Below are 15,332 nucleotides of genomic sequence, written 5' to 3'. Positions count from 1 at the left end.
GGTCTCCACGACGGGCGGAGGGAAACTGTCTTCCGCTCCTTCAATCCGTCACCCGCAAACCCGCCTCCTCTTCCTCTCCCGCCATACCGTTATGCGGTGTGGCGGTACCCGGTGCGATCTGTTCAAGAACACGCTGGATTCTGGCCACCTCGGCCTGAAGCGTCACCCGCTGCGGCTCTGGAAGCCGCTTCTCGCGCAACAACAACCGTGCCTCATCAGCACCGCGCTGCCATGCCGGGCGATGCCGTTCGGCGATGCAGGCATTGGGGCAGCGGACCGGTTCGCACATGGAGATCATTGGCCCGCTTGCGCCTGGCTCCGAACTCCGGTTCAGGCACAGGGCGGTTGCCGGATCAAAGAAGCAATCGGCCAGCGGGCCGACATGCAATGTCCGCGCGAGACTGCCCAGCATGGTGCGCAGACGTGGACGGTCGGCAATCATGGCAGGTAGCGGCGCCAACTCGTGGGCGGCAGTATCAAGCACAACTCCGACCCTGTTCGCGGCAGGTCCGCCAAGGCGTGCGCCACTTTGCCGCTCGTCGAAGTAGACAAGGATATCGTCAATCTGGCCAAGCGCACGCTGGGCTTCGATCTCTCCCCGAAATCCGGACCGGCTGCTGCCAGCATAGCCTTCGAAAGCCGCAACGCTCGCATGCTTGTACTGGATCATGCCGGCAATTGTTCCGAAGGGCCGGTTGGCGATGTGCCAGGCGATTGTGCGGCGAAACTGACGCGTTGTCAGACGCCATGGTCGGCCGTCGGGTCCGGCAGGAATGACGGGTGCCTGCGCGGATCCGAAGTGGTCATTGAGGTGATCGCGGAACCGGTTGAGTTGCCGGACTATCTCTGCAGAGACGTGCGTCTTGGTATTGGCCCGAAGCGTGAGGACTGGCCACAGGGTCGTTGTTCCGCGCGCTTGTCCCGCCCGCGCGGAAAGGCGTTCGAGGACATCGATGGCTTCAGCGACCGGCGCGATGGTAACCCACTCGGTCTCCTCGCCGCCGCCGCGCTTGCCCTTGTAAGCAGTGGACTTGATACGATGCCGCAAGATCGTACCGTCTTCGGCTTTGGTAATAGACAGGCATCCCCGCCTCATGGCTTGGATCTCGCTGTCCCGCATGCCTGAGAGAAAGGCACATACGATATAGGCTGCGGACTGCAGCATGACTTCCTCGAGGGGCAAAACCTTGGCATCGAAGCGGGTGCGCCAAGGCATGCCCGTATCGGGATCGGCAGAATTGGGCGTATCCATGCCGCCAATCTCGGTGCCGAGTTCTGCGATGGCAGCGGCGATGAGGTCTGGTGCACCCGTGGCCAGGCCAAGGTGCATGGCAGGTTCGGCCTGCGCGTTGATACCGGCATGGAGGTGGATCAGGTGGTAGTTGATCGGCGGCGTGACGGCGCCGGTTTGCGGATCTGTTCGCGTTGCGCCGTTATGTGCCGTGGTCCAGATCGGAATGCCGCGCCCATGCTGCCGCAAGGATGCAACATAGTCGAGGAGGCGTTGGCGTTGCCGTAACCGACGAACAGCGGGATCCAGACCTTCCTCAGCGGCAATCAGACGGTTGCGCGTTGCTTCAAGGCAATCGAGTTCTGCCCGTGCGGCAAGGATATCGCCTGCGTAGCAGGTCACGTAGCGCAACGACCAGGAGAGCAGCGGCGTCATGATCGCTTCAGGAATGCGCGGCGTCCGGTTCTCCCCTGCAATATGCTTTGCGCCCGCCACGGAAAACGGACTTCGTCCCGGCCACGGTTCGAAGGACAGGCGCGCAGTCGGCAGATGATGCTGCAACTCGTGCAGGTCAAAGACGATCCGCAGCAGCGCTGCCGCTGCAACTGGGCGCAGCCCGGCTAGGCGCAAGGCTCCGGCGTAGCGATCGACCAGAGCCTGATCGACCCGGGCGAGATCGAAACGCCCCAGCTGAGCCTTGACGAAGTCGAAAAAGCGCAAGGTCCGGTTGGCCTCGCCGCGCACCCCGGCCGGCTCAAGCCGCGAACGGTGACCGGGGAGATCGACATTGAGCCGCGCATGGAGAATCTGGCGCAGGGCATCAGCAATGGATGGGTCTTTGATACCGCCGAAATGTACCGTGACATGGCAGCGCCGCGCGTTGTCGCGAAATACGCCGGGAGCCAGATCCCACACTGGATCGCCGTATCGTGAAATATGCGCGCGATCGCAGCCGGGGCGCAAAGGCGCGGACATAAGCACAGGGAGGGCATCGCGCTCATCGTCGCTCTCCGCCAGAAGCTGGACAACGGTCATGCCCGTGCCTCTGGCGGCAGATAGACCGTGGGAGGGTCGTTCGCGACTTGCGCACGGGCCCTTGTCACGACGTCTTCGGCGAAGGCAGGCAGAATCTGCTGAACGATGCGATCATGGGCATGACCAAACTTGGCGGTCCAATCAGCAGCACTCAGGCCGATCCGCTGAGCGTCGACGAAGGAGAGAAAGGTGAGAATGGCAGGCAGCTTGCGCGCGGTAATGACCGCGTTGCGGCAATCGAGGCAGGCCCAGAACGGTGTAGGGCATGGCGTGCCGGCGGATGCGAAGGGACTGGAATAGAAGTTGCCACAGCTTGCAAGCCAGACGTCTTGTTCGCCATTGAGCAGTGCGGTTGAAATGCCCCCATCATCGGGATCAGGGCTTGCCAACTCGCCGCGCAGCCGGTCCTCGTCTTGAGGAGGCAGGATCATTGGACCAGCGAGCACCTCTTCGAGGGCATCTGCCACGGTTTGCTCGTGCAGCGGTCTGAGGGAGGGAATATCGGCGTAGTGCCGTGCCGCGATATCGACGGTATGACCTACGGCGAAGCGGGCCATGTGGCCTTCGGTCTTGAGATACCACAAGGCCTTGTGCGTCTTGCGCAGATACGAAAGACACAGGTGGAGCGGTTTACCCTGATCATCGGTAATACAATGGCGCTGCGTCCAGGCACTGACCTTCAAGCGCAGTTGACGAATACCTGCGGTGATCTCGCCCGGCTGAAAATAGACCCAAAGGTTATCGCTGGAGTTATGGACCCTGGCCTTGGACGATAGGGCGATGATGCGTCGGATCAGACCGCCAGCGGTGGATGAGCCGCGATCACGCACCCGGATTGTCTTGTGCTCGGCACCGTGTGCCCGCAGCTTGGTGTAGGCGATATCGACGGTACCCCCTGCGGCATTGCGCAGACAATCGAGGGTGAGCGACTTGCAGCACTCCAGCTCAAGCCCTGTCTCGATTAAGAGCAGAACAAGAAGCGGGACGATATCGTCGGCAGTAAGATAGTGGGCTGCGTGGAGGCTCAGGTTAAGCCTGTCACTGGTGAGATCGCGCTTTTTGCGCAGCTTGTACAGGCTCTGAAACGTGGGATCACGGTAGCCCAGAACACCGTATGTCTCGATGGCAGCATGGGCTTTGCAATATGCGCCATCGATCTGCGGCACCTCATCGAACTGCGGCCCCGACCGCAAGCGCGCCTCGATCGCAGCGATATCCGCGCGTGCCGCATCGCGCAGCTGGCGGGCTACATACGGACTGTAGGCATCGCGTGGACGGGAACGAACGTGTGCGTGTGAGCTGACGTAGCGCAGTCGTTCCCGCAAGCCGCAATCGACAAGCTCGGGGCTGTCGTCCGCGATGCGACGAAGGACGGAAACGACCTTGGCGACATAGGTTGGTCCATGCACGCAAGACTTGCCCTGCGCGCTGAGCCATGTCTCAAATCCATCAATGTGATGGGCACGAAGGTCAGCAGGGCCGTTGATCCCGTCGCCTGTCCCGGCCAGGTAGGAAAAGAAGCTTGGCAGCTGGTTGGCGTATGTCTTGAGCGACGAACGTACCATGATGGGGCCGCGCGGAGCAGCCAGCATGAACAGGCTCCGGGCAAATGCGAGCGCCAGGCCGCGTGGCCGCAAGCCCGTGAAATCGACGAGCAGCTCGCCGCCATATAAGGGATGAATCATGAAGCGCAGCGTGCTGATCTGCGACCATGGATCGGCTTGGGGCGCAGCCGTATCTGCCGCGAAGCTGACCTTGCGTCCTTTGCGTGGAGCAGCGGTCATGATCGAAGATAGCCTGGTACGAGTGCCAGCAGTTCTTCGACTGCCGCATCAACGGTATCGGCACGCGTGGCGAGGTGATCGAGATAAATAGAGGTCGTCGCGAGGCTCGAATGGCCAAGCAATCGCTGGACCTGTTGAAGCGGATCGCCGACCAGCTGGCGATAACCTTCCATGGCGCCCACTGGTGCCGCTGCGTCGGCGAGGCGGCGCTGGATCAGCATGGCAAGCATGTGGACTGCAAAGGAATGCCGGAGTTGATGGGGGCTAAGCCGGACCGGGATGCCGGCGTCCGTGCAGCGGCGGCTCGCCCGTGCGAAGATCGCTTCCCACGAGTTGGGCAACACAGGATGGCCCACCTCGGTCAGCCAGAGGACCGCGGCTTCGCGCGGCGTTCCATCGTCAGCGCAAATAACAAGCCTTGCGCGTTCATCCGGTGTGACGACCTCTATGTCCATCGTGCCACCGCCAACGAGATGCAATGCACGCTGCCCGAATGAGGGGCTGTGGATGAAGATCGGGCGGTCGATGGCTTCCCAGCCACGGCGCTGTGCGAACTTGGCGACGGCTGCGGCTCGCTCAACGGCGATGTAGGCGTCAAACACCGGCAACAAGCGGCGCGGCAGCAGCATGCTTCGCCCCCTGTCACCCTTGGTGAGTGCCGCCGGAAGCTCGACCCGCCGCTGACGTTCCGAGCGGGCGTCGCAAACCGGAATCTCAGCTGCGAGCAAGTGGGATGCCTCTTCCAGGCGCAGGCCGGTGGTGACCAGCAGATCGGCGAACAGCGCGTTGCGCGCGCCATTGCGGTCACGCGCTCCAGGACGCTCGGTCCCTTCAACGGTCAGGCCGCGCAAACCAACTTCCCGGAAGGCGCGGTAATCGGTGAGATCGATGAAACGGACGTCGGAACGACGGGCTGCGCGCTCATAGGCGTTATTGCGGCCCGTGACCGCCGCACGGCGCCCATCGTGCGATCGTCGCCAGACCTGACGATGCGTAAAAGGTGTACGCTCGATCAGCCCCTCCCGTTCGGCCCATCGATAAAGCTTGTCGAGCGAGGCAATCGCCCGGTTCCACGTCGATGCAGAAATCCGGAACTCAGCATCGCTGCGCCGCCGGGCACGATGATAGGCACCGACATCATCGGCATCGGCTTGCCAGACAGACTTGCCGCGGGCCGAAGCGAGAAAGCGAACCCAGACCAGAACATCATAACCATGGGCGCGCAACGAGTGTCGCGAACGCGAACCGTTCAGCGGCAAATCGAGGAAGTAGCGCTCAAGGTGGAGATCATAGATCGCACCATCACGCAGAATTACCGGGATGTAGGAGTCCAGGCCATCCGCCGTCCGGCGCTCCTGAATGACGATCGACGCACCTGAATTATCCACAGCTTGTCAGTCCCTCCCCCGGACCCCCTCCCGACTCCAGATCGCACACGTTGCGCGCCTGCGGGACGGTGGTCATCAGGCCGGATTACGCCAGCTTATGGATAGCGCTTCATCCGGCCTGATGCCCCCCTGCGTCGCGCCAAAGCATACCGTTCAATGGTGCGTCAGGCACGGTGCAGACTGTCCAGATAAGGCGACCAGTTCCTCGAACGCGTATTTCTTGGTGCCGAAGGAGCCGGAGAAGTCGCGGTTGAGCCGCGAGGGGTGGCCGCTGGCGTGGCCCAGCTCGTGGAGCGCCGTGCGGTGCCAGTTGATGGGCTCGAAATAGGCCTGCGGCGGCGGAACCTGCACATAGTCGAGCGCCGGCACATAGAAGGCGCGGTTGCCGCCGATGCGGAAGTCGATGCCGGTCGCGCGGATCAGCGCTTCGACCCGCGGCTCGATGAGGCCGGGCGGCGGCGGCGCGACGAACGCGACATCCTCCGGCAGGTTCTCACATTGTGCGGCGTTGAAGACGGTGAAGCGCTTGAGGAACGGAATGGCCTGGGCTTCCTCACCCGTCTCGCGGGCCCGGCGCTTTTCGTCGTCCGGCACGAAGCGGTCCGCATAGACGACGGTCGTGCCGCGCTCGCCCTTGCGAACATTGCCGCCGAGCGCGAGGGCTTGGCGGAACGTCAGCCAACTCTGACCAGGGAAGCCGTGCTCGATGACGGCGCCCCACAGGATCAGCACATTGATCCCTGAATAGTGCCGGTCCGTCGCGGCGTTCCGCGGCATGGCGAGCGGCGCCTTCGCCGCCGCCGTTCCCCATGGCTGGACCCAGGGGACGCGCCCCGCCTCCAGCTCGGCGATGATCTTGCCGGTGATTTCGTCGTAAAGGCTCGTCCGGTCCTGGCCGGCGCGAGCGGGTGCGGTCTTTCTGGACATCGCGGATCTCCGCGACGGGCGACCGAGAGCCTCTCTCTCGACCTCCAACCCGTCACGGCAAAGCCGGTCCGCACTCTCCCTCTCGGGGGCGTTGCGGGGTCTCCCCGCAGAAGGGGTCGGCCGAGACCCGGGGCTCGGACGCAGGGGAACGCGTTCCCCTCTCAAGCATGCTTAATTCCAAATTTAGCAATTATGAAAAGATGGCCTTCAGTTTGAAGGACTAGAATGGCCGGCAGAGACGTGTTTCCCCAATCGGACACCGTCACCGATGGGCGGTCGAGTTGCCATTGCTGCAGGTTGAAAACCGAATATTGCGTCTGATCGCCAATGGCGTCTCGCTCGAGGAGACGGCCCGTCAGCTATGCCTGGAGATCGAGGCGCTTCTGCCGGACGTGGTCTGTACGCTGATGACGGTGGACCCCGCCGGGCTGCTTCATCCGCTGGCGACACCGAGTTTGCCCGACGCCTATGCGCTTGCGATCGATGGCGTGATGATCGGGCCGGAGGTTGGGTCCTGCGGCACGGCCGCCTATATGCGCAAGACGGTCGGCATCGCCGATATCGCCGCGGATCCCCGATGGGCCAGATACAAGGATCACGCGCTCGTCGCCGGCCTGAAGGCCTGTTGGTCCTACCCGATCATCTCCGAGAGCGGCGATCCGATCGGCGTGCTCGCCCTTTATTTCCGCGAGCACCGCGGTCCGCGCGAGGCGGAGATGGGGGTCATCAGCACGGCCCTGGATCTCTGCGGCATGGCGCTACGGCGCCATGAACGTGTGGTCGACCGGGAGCGACGGGCGAATGTCGATGTTCTGACCGGTCTTCCCAACCGGGCGGCGTTCAACGCTGCGCTGGAGTGCATGCCCTGCGACGAGCCCGGCATCTGGGCCCTGTTCATGATCGATCTGGACAATCTGAAGATCGTGAACGACACCTTCGGGCACCTTGCAGGCGACAGGCTGATTCAGGTCGCTGCGGCTCGCATTGCCCGCGCCGTCGCGCCGGACGTGACGTTCCGGATCGGCGGCGACGAGTTCGCCGTTCTGGTCCAGGCGCCCGCCTTGCTGTCGGACCTCGACGCGGCGGCGCGTCGGATCTTCCGCGGGCTCGAGCTCGCCGCGCCTTGCGAGGGCCATATGGTGGTGCCCCAGGCGACGATTGGCGGCGCAGTGTTCGGTCCCTCGGAGTCGACGGCCGCGGCGGTGAGCGAGGCGGCGGACTTCGCGCTCTATCATGCCAAGGAGACTGGCAGGGGCGGATTTGTGCGGTACTGGCCCGGCATCGGGACGCGGATCACGCACCGCCGCGATGCGATCCGCGATGTGGCCGCGGCGCTTGGTGACGGTCGTATCGAGGCCCACTACCAGCCGATCGTCGGGCTGGACACGGGGGAGATTGTCGGCCTCGAAGCCCTGTGCCGCATGCGAGGGCGGGACGGGACGCTGATTGCGGCGCACGAATTTCATGAGGCAACGGCGGACGCTCACATCGCGGCCGAGCTGACCGAGCATATGGCCGCGATGATCGCCGGCGACATGGTCCGGTGGCGGGACCAGGGCCTGCGGGTCGGGCACGTCGGCTTGAACGTCTCCTCGGCGGACTTCTACACCGGAAGCATTTCGAAGAAGCTCGAACGTGCGTTCGGCCCTGTTGGCGTCCCGCTCGACCAGCTCGTGGTGGAGGTGAGCGAGGACGTCTATATCGGCCGGCGTGACGGCGTCGTGGCGCGCGAGATCGAGCGTCTGCGCGCCACGGGCGTCCGGGTCGCCCTCGATGACTTCGGGACGGGACACGCGTCGCTGACGCATGTGCTGAATGTTCCGGTCGATATCATCAAGATCGACCGCAGCTTCGTCGAGCGGCTCTGGCCGGACGATCCGAGCATCGTCATCGTCGAGGGGCTGATCAAAATCGCCCGCCGGTTGGAGATCATGGTGATCGCCGAGGGGATCGAGACCGAGGTGCAGGCGAGCCAGCTTTGGTCGATGGGCTGCATGCTCGGCCAGGGATTTGCGTTCGCCCGGGCGACAGACCGCGACGCGACCGCCGCATTGCTGCGCCGGCACGCCGCCGGGATTGCGGGCGTCACTCCGCTTTACGCCGGCCGGAAGGGCATGCTTCGCGAGCCGGACGCGGCGGCGCCCGCCCGGCGTCGGACAGCCGCGGGCTGACCAGGCCGGGCGGGCGGCCGGCGCTGCGCAAAACCGGACATTCGGTCAAACGGCTTTCAGGGTTTCAGAACGCAAGCGCGGCCCGGGCCTCGCGCAGGCGGGAAACGCGGAAGCTCCCCGCCGGCAAGGGACGGAGCAGCTCCGCTTCCGGGCAGGTCAGATCGAGCCATGCCATGCGCTGATCTCGTCGGAGCACTGCCATCTGCCGATCGTGATAGGGCTCGACGTCCGCATTCGCGCCGATCGTCAGGATCGCATAAGCGTCCGGCCAGTCGCGCGTTGCCGGACGCCATATGCCGGCGAAATAGAACCATTCGCCGTTCGCGAGTGCGAAGCTGTAGTGCTTGCCGCCGCTGCGATGGCAGAATTCCGACGCCGGCACCAGGCAACGATGGCTCGGGAAGGTCCGGTCCTCGGCGCGCAGGACGGTGAATGGACGGCCGCCGATCTCGCGGGGCTGAAGACCCCACGGCAGCTTCACCATCTCAACATCGCCGCCGCCGCGCCTTATGATCACGCGGCGTTCGTCGAGCGATGCGTCGGAGTCGAAGGCCGTCGCGCTCATAGTCTTCGAACATAACAAGAACGGGGTCGCGAGACAATGGCGATCGGGACGGAGGAGCGATGTGCAATGATTACCGTCTGACGGTGGACGTCGCCTCGATCGTAGAGGACTTCGCCGATCTGAAGATCAAGATCCGCTTCGGCGAAGGCGCGCCGAACATCGCGGCGCGCGACGACATCAAGATCACCGATGTCGGGGCGATCGTCCGCACCATCGAGGGCGTGCGCGGCGAAGGCGACCTCGTGCAACGGCGATGGAGCTGGCCCGGGCAGAACAAGCGCCCGGTGTATAATTTTCGGTCGGAGGGGCGCGCTTTCGGGTCGAACCGCTGCCTCATCGTGGCCGATGGTTTCTACGAGTTCACCGACGCGGCCGAGAAGGGTAAGAAGCGGAAGGACAAGTGGCTCTTCACCAAGCGCGACGAGCCGATCTTCTGCATTGGGGGCATCTGGCGCGAGACGAAGGAGGTTGGTGAGGCCTTCACCATGCTGACGATGGAGCCCGGGCCCGACATCGCGCCCTATCACGACCGGCAGATCGTCATCCTCGAGCGCGATGCCTGGACCGGCTGGCTGAACCCTTCCGTGCCGGCGCAGTCGCTCATCCGCCCGCTGCCGGCGGGGTCGTTGTTGGTCGAACAGGTCGGCTGATGCGGCGCGTGGCGGTCGCAGTGGGCGCCGTGAAGGGCGGTCATCGAAAATCCCGCGTCTTCACCTTGATCGTATCGATGTGGAGATCGGGAATGTAGATATCCCGGGTGCGCAGGCCTTTCGGGGGCAGCTCGCGGGGATCGGGACCGGAGCCGCCGTGCCGAACCTGATCCCCTCGGCCGTGGGACAGCGGAAACGCCATGTCGCGATCGCCCACGCTGGCCAGCTCGCCCGACAGGTCGGTGATGCGCTGGGCGACGAGGTGAACGACCTCGCCCTCCCGCTGCACGCGGCCGCGCACGGCGATCATGCTGGCCGACAGAATGGCGCGCCTGTTCGCCTCGAACACCTTCGTCCACACCACGAGATTGGCGATGCCGGTCTCGTCCTCGAGCGTGATGAACATGACGCCTTTGGCGCTGCCCGGGCGTTGCCGGACGAGGACGATGCCGGCCGCCTCCACCCATCGACCATCGCGCGCGGCCATCGCCTCGGCGCAGGTGACGATGCGGCGGCGCTGGAGATCTTCCCGCAAGAAGCTGAGCGGATGCGTGCGCAGCGTCAGTCCGACATGGCCGTAGTCTTCGACGACTTCGCCGCCCGCCGTCATCGGCCGCAGCGCCACCGCGGGCTCGTCGATCTCGGGGATGGCGCCGGCCTCGCGGGCGGAGGCGGCTGCGAACAGCGGCAAGGGTTCGTCGCGGAGGGCCTTGATCGCCCAAAGGGCCTCCCGACGCGCCAGTCCCAGCGCCGGACGGAACGCATCCGCCTCGGCGAGCTGGACGAGCGCGGCGGACGGCGCGCCGGCGCGGCGCCAGAGATCGTCGATCGATGTGTAGGGCTGATCGGCGCGCGCCGAGACGATTGCGGCGCCGTGGGTGTTCGCGAGACCCTTGACCATCCGCAGGCCGAGACGGACGGCGTAGCGGCTTTCGTCCGAGGTGGGCTCGAGGGTGCAGTCCCAGCGCGAAGCGTTGGCGCAGACCGGCCGAACATCGACGCCGTGCTCGATCGCGTCCCTGACGATCTGGGCGGGTGCGTAGAAGCCCATGGGCTGCGAATTGAGCAAGGCCGCGCAGAAGACATCGGGATGCCAGCATTTGAGCCAGGCGCTGGCATAGGCGATCAGTGCAAAAGAGGCTGCGTGGCTTTCCGGAAATCCGTAACTGCCAAAGCCCTCAAGCTGTTTGAAGGTCTGCTCGGCGAACGCCTGCTCGTAGCCGTTGGCCACCATGCCGGCGATCAGCTTGTCCCGGAAATGCGAGACGCCGCCGGTGAACTTAAAGGTGGCCATCGATTTGCGCAGCATGTCGGCTTCGCCCGGTGTGAAGCCGGCGCATTCAATCGCGACCCGCATCGCCTGCTCCTGAAAGAGCGGCACGCCGAGCGTCTTGCCGAGCACTTTCTCCAGCTCGGGCTTCGGGTAGTGGACGGGCTCAAGGCCCTCCCGGCGGCGAAGATAGGGATGGACCATATCGCCCTGGATCGGACCGGGCCTGACGATCGCGACCTGGACCACGAGATCGTAATAGGTGCGCGGCTTTAGACGTGGCAGCATCGACATTTGCGCCCGGCTCTCGATCTGGAATGTGCCGAGCGTGTCCGCCTTGCGGATCATCGCGTAGGTGCGCGGGTCCTCGGCCGGGATGGAGGCGAGATCGAGATTGACGCCCTTGTGCTCGGCCAGGAGATCCAGCCCCTTCTTCATGCAGGTCAGCATCCCGAGCGCCAGGACGTCGACTTTCATGAACTTCAGGGCGTCGATGTCGTCCTTGTCCCATTCGATGACCTGCCGGTCCTTCATTGCGGCCGGCTCGATCGGCACGAGGTCGTCGAGCCGATCATGGGTCAGGACGAAGCCGCCGGGGTGCTGACTGAGATGCCGCGGCGCGCCCATGAGCTGGCGCGCGAGATCGAGCGTCAGGCGGAGCCTGCGGTCGGCGAGGTTGAGGTTCAGCGCCTCGACGTGGCGCTGTTCGACGCCTTCCTCCGACCAGGCCCAGACCTGCGAGGACAGCGTGCCGATAAGATCTTCGGGGAGGCCGAGCGCCTTGCCGACGTCGCGCAGCGCGCCCTTGGTGCGATAGCGGATGACCGTCGAGCAGAGCGCGGCATGGTCGCGGCCGTAGGTGTCGAACACCCACTGCATGACGATCTCGCGCCGCTCATGCTCGAAATCGACGTCAATGTCGGGCGGCTCGCGCCGCTCCTCGGAGACGAACCGTTCGAACAGCAGGTCGTTACGTCCCGGGTCGATCGAGGTGATGCCCAGGACGTAGCAGACCGCCGAGTTGGCGGCCGAGCCGCGCCCCTGGCAAAGGATATCCTTCGATCGGGCAAAGCGAACGATCGCATTGACCGTCAGGAAGTATGGCGCATAGCCGAGCTTCTCGATCAGCCGCAGCTCGTGCCGCAGCGCGGCGATCACGCTGTCCGGCACGCCTTCAGGATAGCGTTGAGCGGCTCCTTCCCAAGTCAGTTTTGCCAGCGTTTCCTGCGGCGTGAGCGCCGGATCGTCGCGCTCCTCCGGATATTGGTAGGCCAGTTCATCGAGGTTGAAACGGCAACGATCCGCGATCTGCAAGGTCCTGGCGAGCGCTTCGGGATAGCGGGCGAACAGCCGATGCATCTCCTCGGGCGGTTTGATGTACCGATCGGCATGGCGCTCGCGGCGGTCGCCCAGGGCGTCGATGGTGACGTTGTGGCGAATGCAGGTCACGACGTCCTGCAGGACGCGGCGCGCGGGCTCGTGGAAGAGCACATCGTTCGTCACCACGGTCGGCACGCGCATCTGCGTGGCGAGGTTTGACAGCTCGTGGATCCTGAGCTGGTCGTTCGGCCGGCGGCGCAGCGTCAACGCCAGATAGGCGCGGTCGCCGAAGGCGTCGCGCAGGCGGCGCAGGCGCAACGCACATTCTGCATCGGCCTGGTCGGGGACGAGGACGACGATGAGACCCTCGCCATAGGCCATGAGATCCGGCCATTCGAGATGGCACTTGGCCTTGCCAGCGCGCTGTTTGCCGAGCGACAGCAACCGGCACAGGCGCGAATAGGCCGACCGGTCGGTGGGGTAGACGAGCATTGAGGCGCCATCGACAAGGTCGAGGCGGCAGCCGACGATGAGGCGAACGCCCGTCGTCTTCGCGGCCTGATGGGCGCGGACGATCCCGGCCAGCGAGTTCCGATCCACGACCGCGAGCGCTTCGATGCCGGCCAGCGCGGCCTGGGAGAACAGCTCCTCGCAGGACGACGCGCCCCGCAGGAAGCTGAAATGGGAGGTGACCTGAAGCTCGGCGTAGCGGGGCGCGGTCATCCGAACACCCCGTGGAGGAACCAGTGATGGGAGCCGGTGGTGGCGTCCTCGCCGTCGCCCGCCCGATACAGCCAGTAACGCTCGCCGGCTTCGTCCTCGACGCGAAAGTAGTCGCGAACCGCCGCCAGTTCGGCATCGCGCTTCCACCATTCGCCGAACACGCGCTCGGGTCCGTCGGCGCGCTTCACGCGCCGGTGCACACCCCGCCAGGTGAAGGATACCGGCGGGTGATCGGGCAAGAGCGCGACCGTCTCGACCGGCTCCGGCTGGGTCAGGAGGCGCGACGGCCGCGGCCAATGGCCGGGCCAGCTCGTCCCCGTATCGGCCGCCATCGCCGGGATGCGGCAGACCGATCGCTCGGGCACATCGCTCGCAACCGGCGCAAGGCGGTATATCGCGCGCTCGCCGACACGGTTCATGAGCGTGTCGATCAGGTCCGAGACGTCCGGCGCCGCTTCCTCGACGAGTGAACTGACGGCCTGCTTGCGCTCGAGCGGTTCGGCGTCGCTGGCGCGGAGCGTCATCACCTCGATGCCGAAGCCGGGGGAAATGGTCTCGATCTTGTCGCAGAGAAGGCGGGTCAGCCGCCTGACGTCGCGGACCGGCGTGGCCATTCCGACGCGAACCGCCTGAGCCCGATTGTCGACACGGTGGCAGAGGAGATCGAGACGGCGCGCGCCGAGGCCGCGCTCTTCCAGCAGCGCGCAGAGCTGGACGACGAGCTTGCCGATGTAGCGCGCGATAGTCTCGGCCGTGCCGATCGGCTCAGCGAAGGCGCGGCGCACCTGCACGAGTTCGGACGGTCGGACCGGTTCGATCGGCTCCGCCAGATCTCCGAGCGCATGGTCGATGCGGCGGTCGATCTCTGGCCCGAAGCGCAGCGTGAGAGGCGCGCGCGGCTGCGCCAGCAGATCGCCGATGCACTGGAAGCCGAGTGTTCGCAGGCCCTCGACGGTCGATGGGGCGATCCGCAAAGCGGTCAGCGGCAAGGGGTCGAGAATCGACCGGCCGTGGCCCGGTGGCGCAATCCTCGTCGGCCGCGCCGCGTATCGAGCCAGCGCGTGCGCGGCGCCCCAGGTGTCGGCGATCGCCGCGCGGGCGGTGAGCCCGGACATGGCAAGGCGACCGATGAGGCCCTTCAGCATCGCGCCTTCGCCGCCGTGGAGATGATCGGCGCCAGTCGAGTCGATGATGATGCCGTCCGGTGGATCGGGTGCCACGATGGGCGCATAACGCAGGAGCCAGGCGGCGAGCCGGTCGAGCGCCTCGGCGTCCCCGTCCGGATCGGCGTCCTGTACGATGAGGCCCGGCACCAAAACCTGCGCCTTGGTGACGGGCATGCCGGCGCGCAGGCCCGCGCCCTGCGCGGCGGCGTCTGCCGCCAGCACCACCCGCCTGTTCCCATCGCGGCCAATCAGGACGAGCGGCGCCTCAGCCGGATGCGCCGCGTCGCCAGCCTTCCGCCGCAGCCGGTCGGTGGACCAGCTCGGCAGGAAGAGCGAGACGACCCGTGTCATCGCACGCCTCCAATTCGAAATCTGCACTTTCGCCCGCGCGAGCGCGGATCAGCTCGACAAGCGATCGAGGGCGCCCGACGCCCGGGACGGGCAGCGGCGTCGACGGCAGAACGGAGATCCGCCAGCGAGTCATGGCTGCGGTCGGTTGCCCGAAATCGGCCGCCTCCGTCTGACGTCGCCATCGTCGCAATGCAATGGCGATGGCGCCGCCACCTTCAGCGGCGAGTTGCAGGCGGCGGGAGGCGGTCATGGAGAGACGAGCGACCTCTCCGACGACAGCGCCGAGGCCGCCATGTCGCAACCCTTCCTCCATGCAGGCGAGCACGGTCTTGTCGTCGCCCGCTTCGACATAGATCACGCGGTCGGCCGCCAGCCCGGCCTGCGCGATCGCTGGAGCGAACAGATCGGGCCTGGTGATACACCACAGAACCTTACCCTTGGTGCGGGCGGCGACCCCCGCACTGAAAAGCGCAGCGGCGGCTCCGTCGATTGCGCCATTGCCGCCGCCGGCTACTTCATGCAGCGCGCCGAGGGCGAGCCCTTCGCCTGGCAGACGCGAGTCCATCGCGGCAATCCCGAAGGGGAGAACCGATTTGGCGCGCCGGCCGCGGCCTTCGATCTTTTCGATCTGCGCGCGCAAAGACTCTATAGCGGGCTCGGACCGCAAGCTTCCTGTTGACCTCCGGGAATGGGTTCAGCATCATGTTCTCCATTTGTTCTAATCTTTGGTCGAGAGAGTCAAGGCCCGTCG

Annotated in this window: 10 protein-coding genes; 2 read left to right on the top strand and 8 right to left on the bottom strand. The window is 65.4% G+C overall.

Translation table 11 applies throughout. The features are described 5' to 3' along the window. Positions 1-40: 40 nt before the first annotated feature. From Sj15T_RS15830 to Sj15T_RS15815, 4 genes are all read right to left on the bottom strand, one after another. Positions 41-2,266, bottom strand: a complete 2,226-nt coding sequence (locus Sj15T_RS15830) for an integrase (protein WP_013039034.1) — start codon at positions 2,264-2,266, stop codon at positions 41-43. Beyond that, positions 2,263-4,050: a hypothetical protein gene (locus tag Sj15T_RS15825; protein WP_013039033.1), complete on the bottom strand. Its 1,788-nt coding sequence runs from the start codon at positions 4,048-4,050 to the stop codon at positions 2,263-2,265. The genes Sj15T_RS15830 and Sj15T_RS15825 overlap by 4 nt, the downstream gene beginning before the upstream one ends. Then, a complete protein-coding gene (locus tag Sj15T_RS15820; protein WP_013039032.1) occupies positions 4,047-5,438 on the bottom strand; it encodes a site-specific integrase in 1,392 nt (463 codons plus the stop codon). The genes Sj15T_RS15825 and Sj15T_RS15820 overlap by 4 nt, the downstream gene beginning before the upstream one ends. Before the next feature lie 153 nt (positions 5,439-5,591). Then, positions 5,592-6,365, bottom strand: coding sequence for an ArdC-like ssDNA-binding domain-containing protein (locus tag Sj15T_RS15815; RefSeq protein ID WP_013039031.1), 774 nt, complete (start codon positions 6,363-6,365; stop codon positions 5,592-5,594). A gap of 311 nt (positions 6,366-6,676) precedes the next feature. On the opposite strand from Sj15T_RS15815, the gene Sj15T_RS15810 reads away from it, so the two are divergent. Continuing rightward, positions 6,677-8,536, top strand: coding sequence for an EAL domain-containing protein (locus Sj15T_RS15810; protein ID WP_021223369.1), 1,860 nt, complete (start codon positions 6,677-6,679; stop codon positions 8,534-8,536). A 64-nt stretch (positions 8,537-8,600) separates the two neighbouring features. Here the strand turns inward: Sj15T_RS15810 and Sj15T_RS15805 are convergent, their stop codons facing one another. Beyond that, the gene (locus Sj15T_RS15805) at positions 8,601-9,101 is read right to left on the bottom strand and encodes an SOS response-associated peptidase (RefSeq protein WP_013039029.1); all 501 of its coding nucleotides are present in this window, start codon (positions 9,099-9,101) and stop codon (positions 8,601-8,603) included. Between the two features lie 83 nt (positions 9,102-9,184). Between Sj15T_RS15805 and Sj15T_RS15800 the strand changes: the two genes are divergently transcribed. Further along, positions 9,185-9,751: an SOS response-associated peptidase gene (locus Sj15T_RS15800; protein WP_338010813.1), complete on the top strand. Its 567-nt coding sequence runs from the start codon at positions 9,185-9,187 to the stop codon at positions 9,749-9,751. Positions 9,752-9,791: 40 nt separating this feature from the next. Here Sj15T_RS15800 and Sj15T_RS15795 read toward each other — a convergent pair whose 3' ends face one another. The 3 genes from Sj15T_RS15795 to Sj15T_RS15785 are packed head-to-tail and all read right to left on the bottom strand — an operon-like array spanning position 9,792 to position 15,221. Beyond that, positions 9,792-13,064, bottom strand: a complete 3,273-nt coding sequence (locus tag Sj15T_RS15795) for an error-prone DNA polymerase (protein ID WP_013039027.1) — start codon at positions 13,062-13,064, stop codon at positions 9,792-9,794. Next, positions 13,061-14,581, bottom strand: coding sequence for a DUF6504 family protein (locus Sj15T_RS15790; RefSeq protein WP_013039026.1), 1,521 nt, complete (start codon positions 14,579-14,581; stop codon positions 13,061-13,063). Before Sj15T_RS15790 ends, Sj15T_RS15795 begins: the two co-directional genes overlap by 4 nt. Continuing rightward, on the bottom strand, positions 14,496-15,221 hold the full coding sequence (locus tag Sj15T_RS15785; RefSeq protein WP_013039025.1) for an ImuA family protein: 726 nt from the start codon (positions 15,219-15,221) through the stop codon (positions 14,496-14,498). The genes Sj15T_RS15790 and Sj15T_RS15785 overlap by 86 nt, the downstream gene beginning before the upstream one ends. Positions 15,222-15,332: the final 111 nt, after the last annotated feature.

It is taken from the genome of Sphingobium sp. TA15 (assembly GCF_037101235.1).
Classification (GTDB): Bacteria; Pseudomonadota; Alphaproteobacteria; order Sphingomonadales; family Sphingomonadaceae; genus Sphingobium; species Sphingobium indicum.
Note: the sequence above shows the minus strand (reverse complement) of the source record. Positions and strands in the feature narration are given on the sequence as shown.

Coding starts and splice junctions, on each gene's coding strand:
- Sj15T_RS15830 (WP_013039034.1), bottom strand. CDS start 2,266: ATGACCGTTGTCCAGCTTCTGGCGGAGAGCGACGATGAGCGCGATGCC.
- Sj15T_RS15825 (WP_013039033.1), bottom strand. CDS start 4,050: ATGACCGCTGCTCCACGCAAAGGACGCAAGGTCAGCTTCGCGGCAGAT.
- Sj15T_RS15815 (WP_013039031.1), bottom strand. CDS start 6,365: ATGTCCAGAAAGACCGCACCCGCTCGCGCCGGCCAGGACCGGACGAGC.
- Sj15T_RS15805 (WP_013039029.1), bottom strand. CDS start 9,101: ATGAGCGCGACGGCCTTCGACTCCGACGCATCGCTCGACGAACGCCGC.
- Sj15T_RS15795 (WP_013039027.1), bottom strand. CDS start 13,064: ATGACCGCGCCCCGCTACGCCGAGCTTCAGGTCACCTCCCATTTCAGC.
- Sj15T_RS15790 (WP_013039026.1), bottom strand. CDS start 14,581: ATGACACGGGTCGTCTCGCTCTTCCTGCCGAGCTGGTCCACCGACCGG.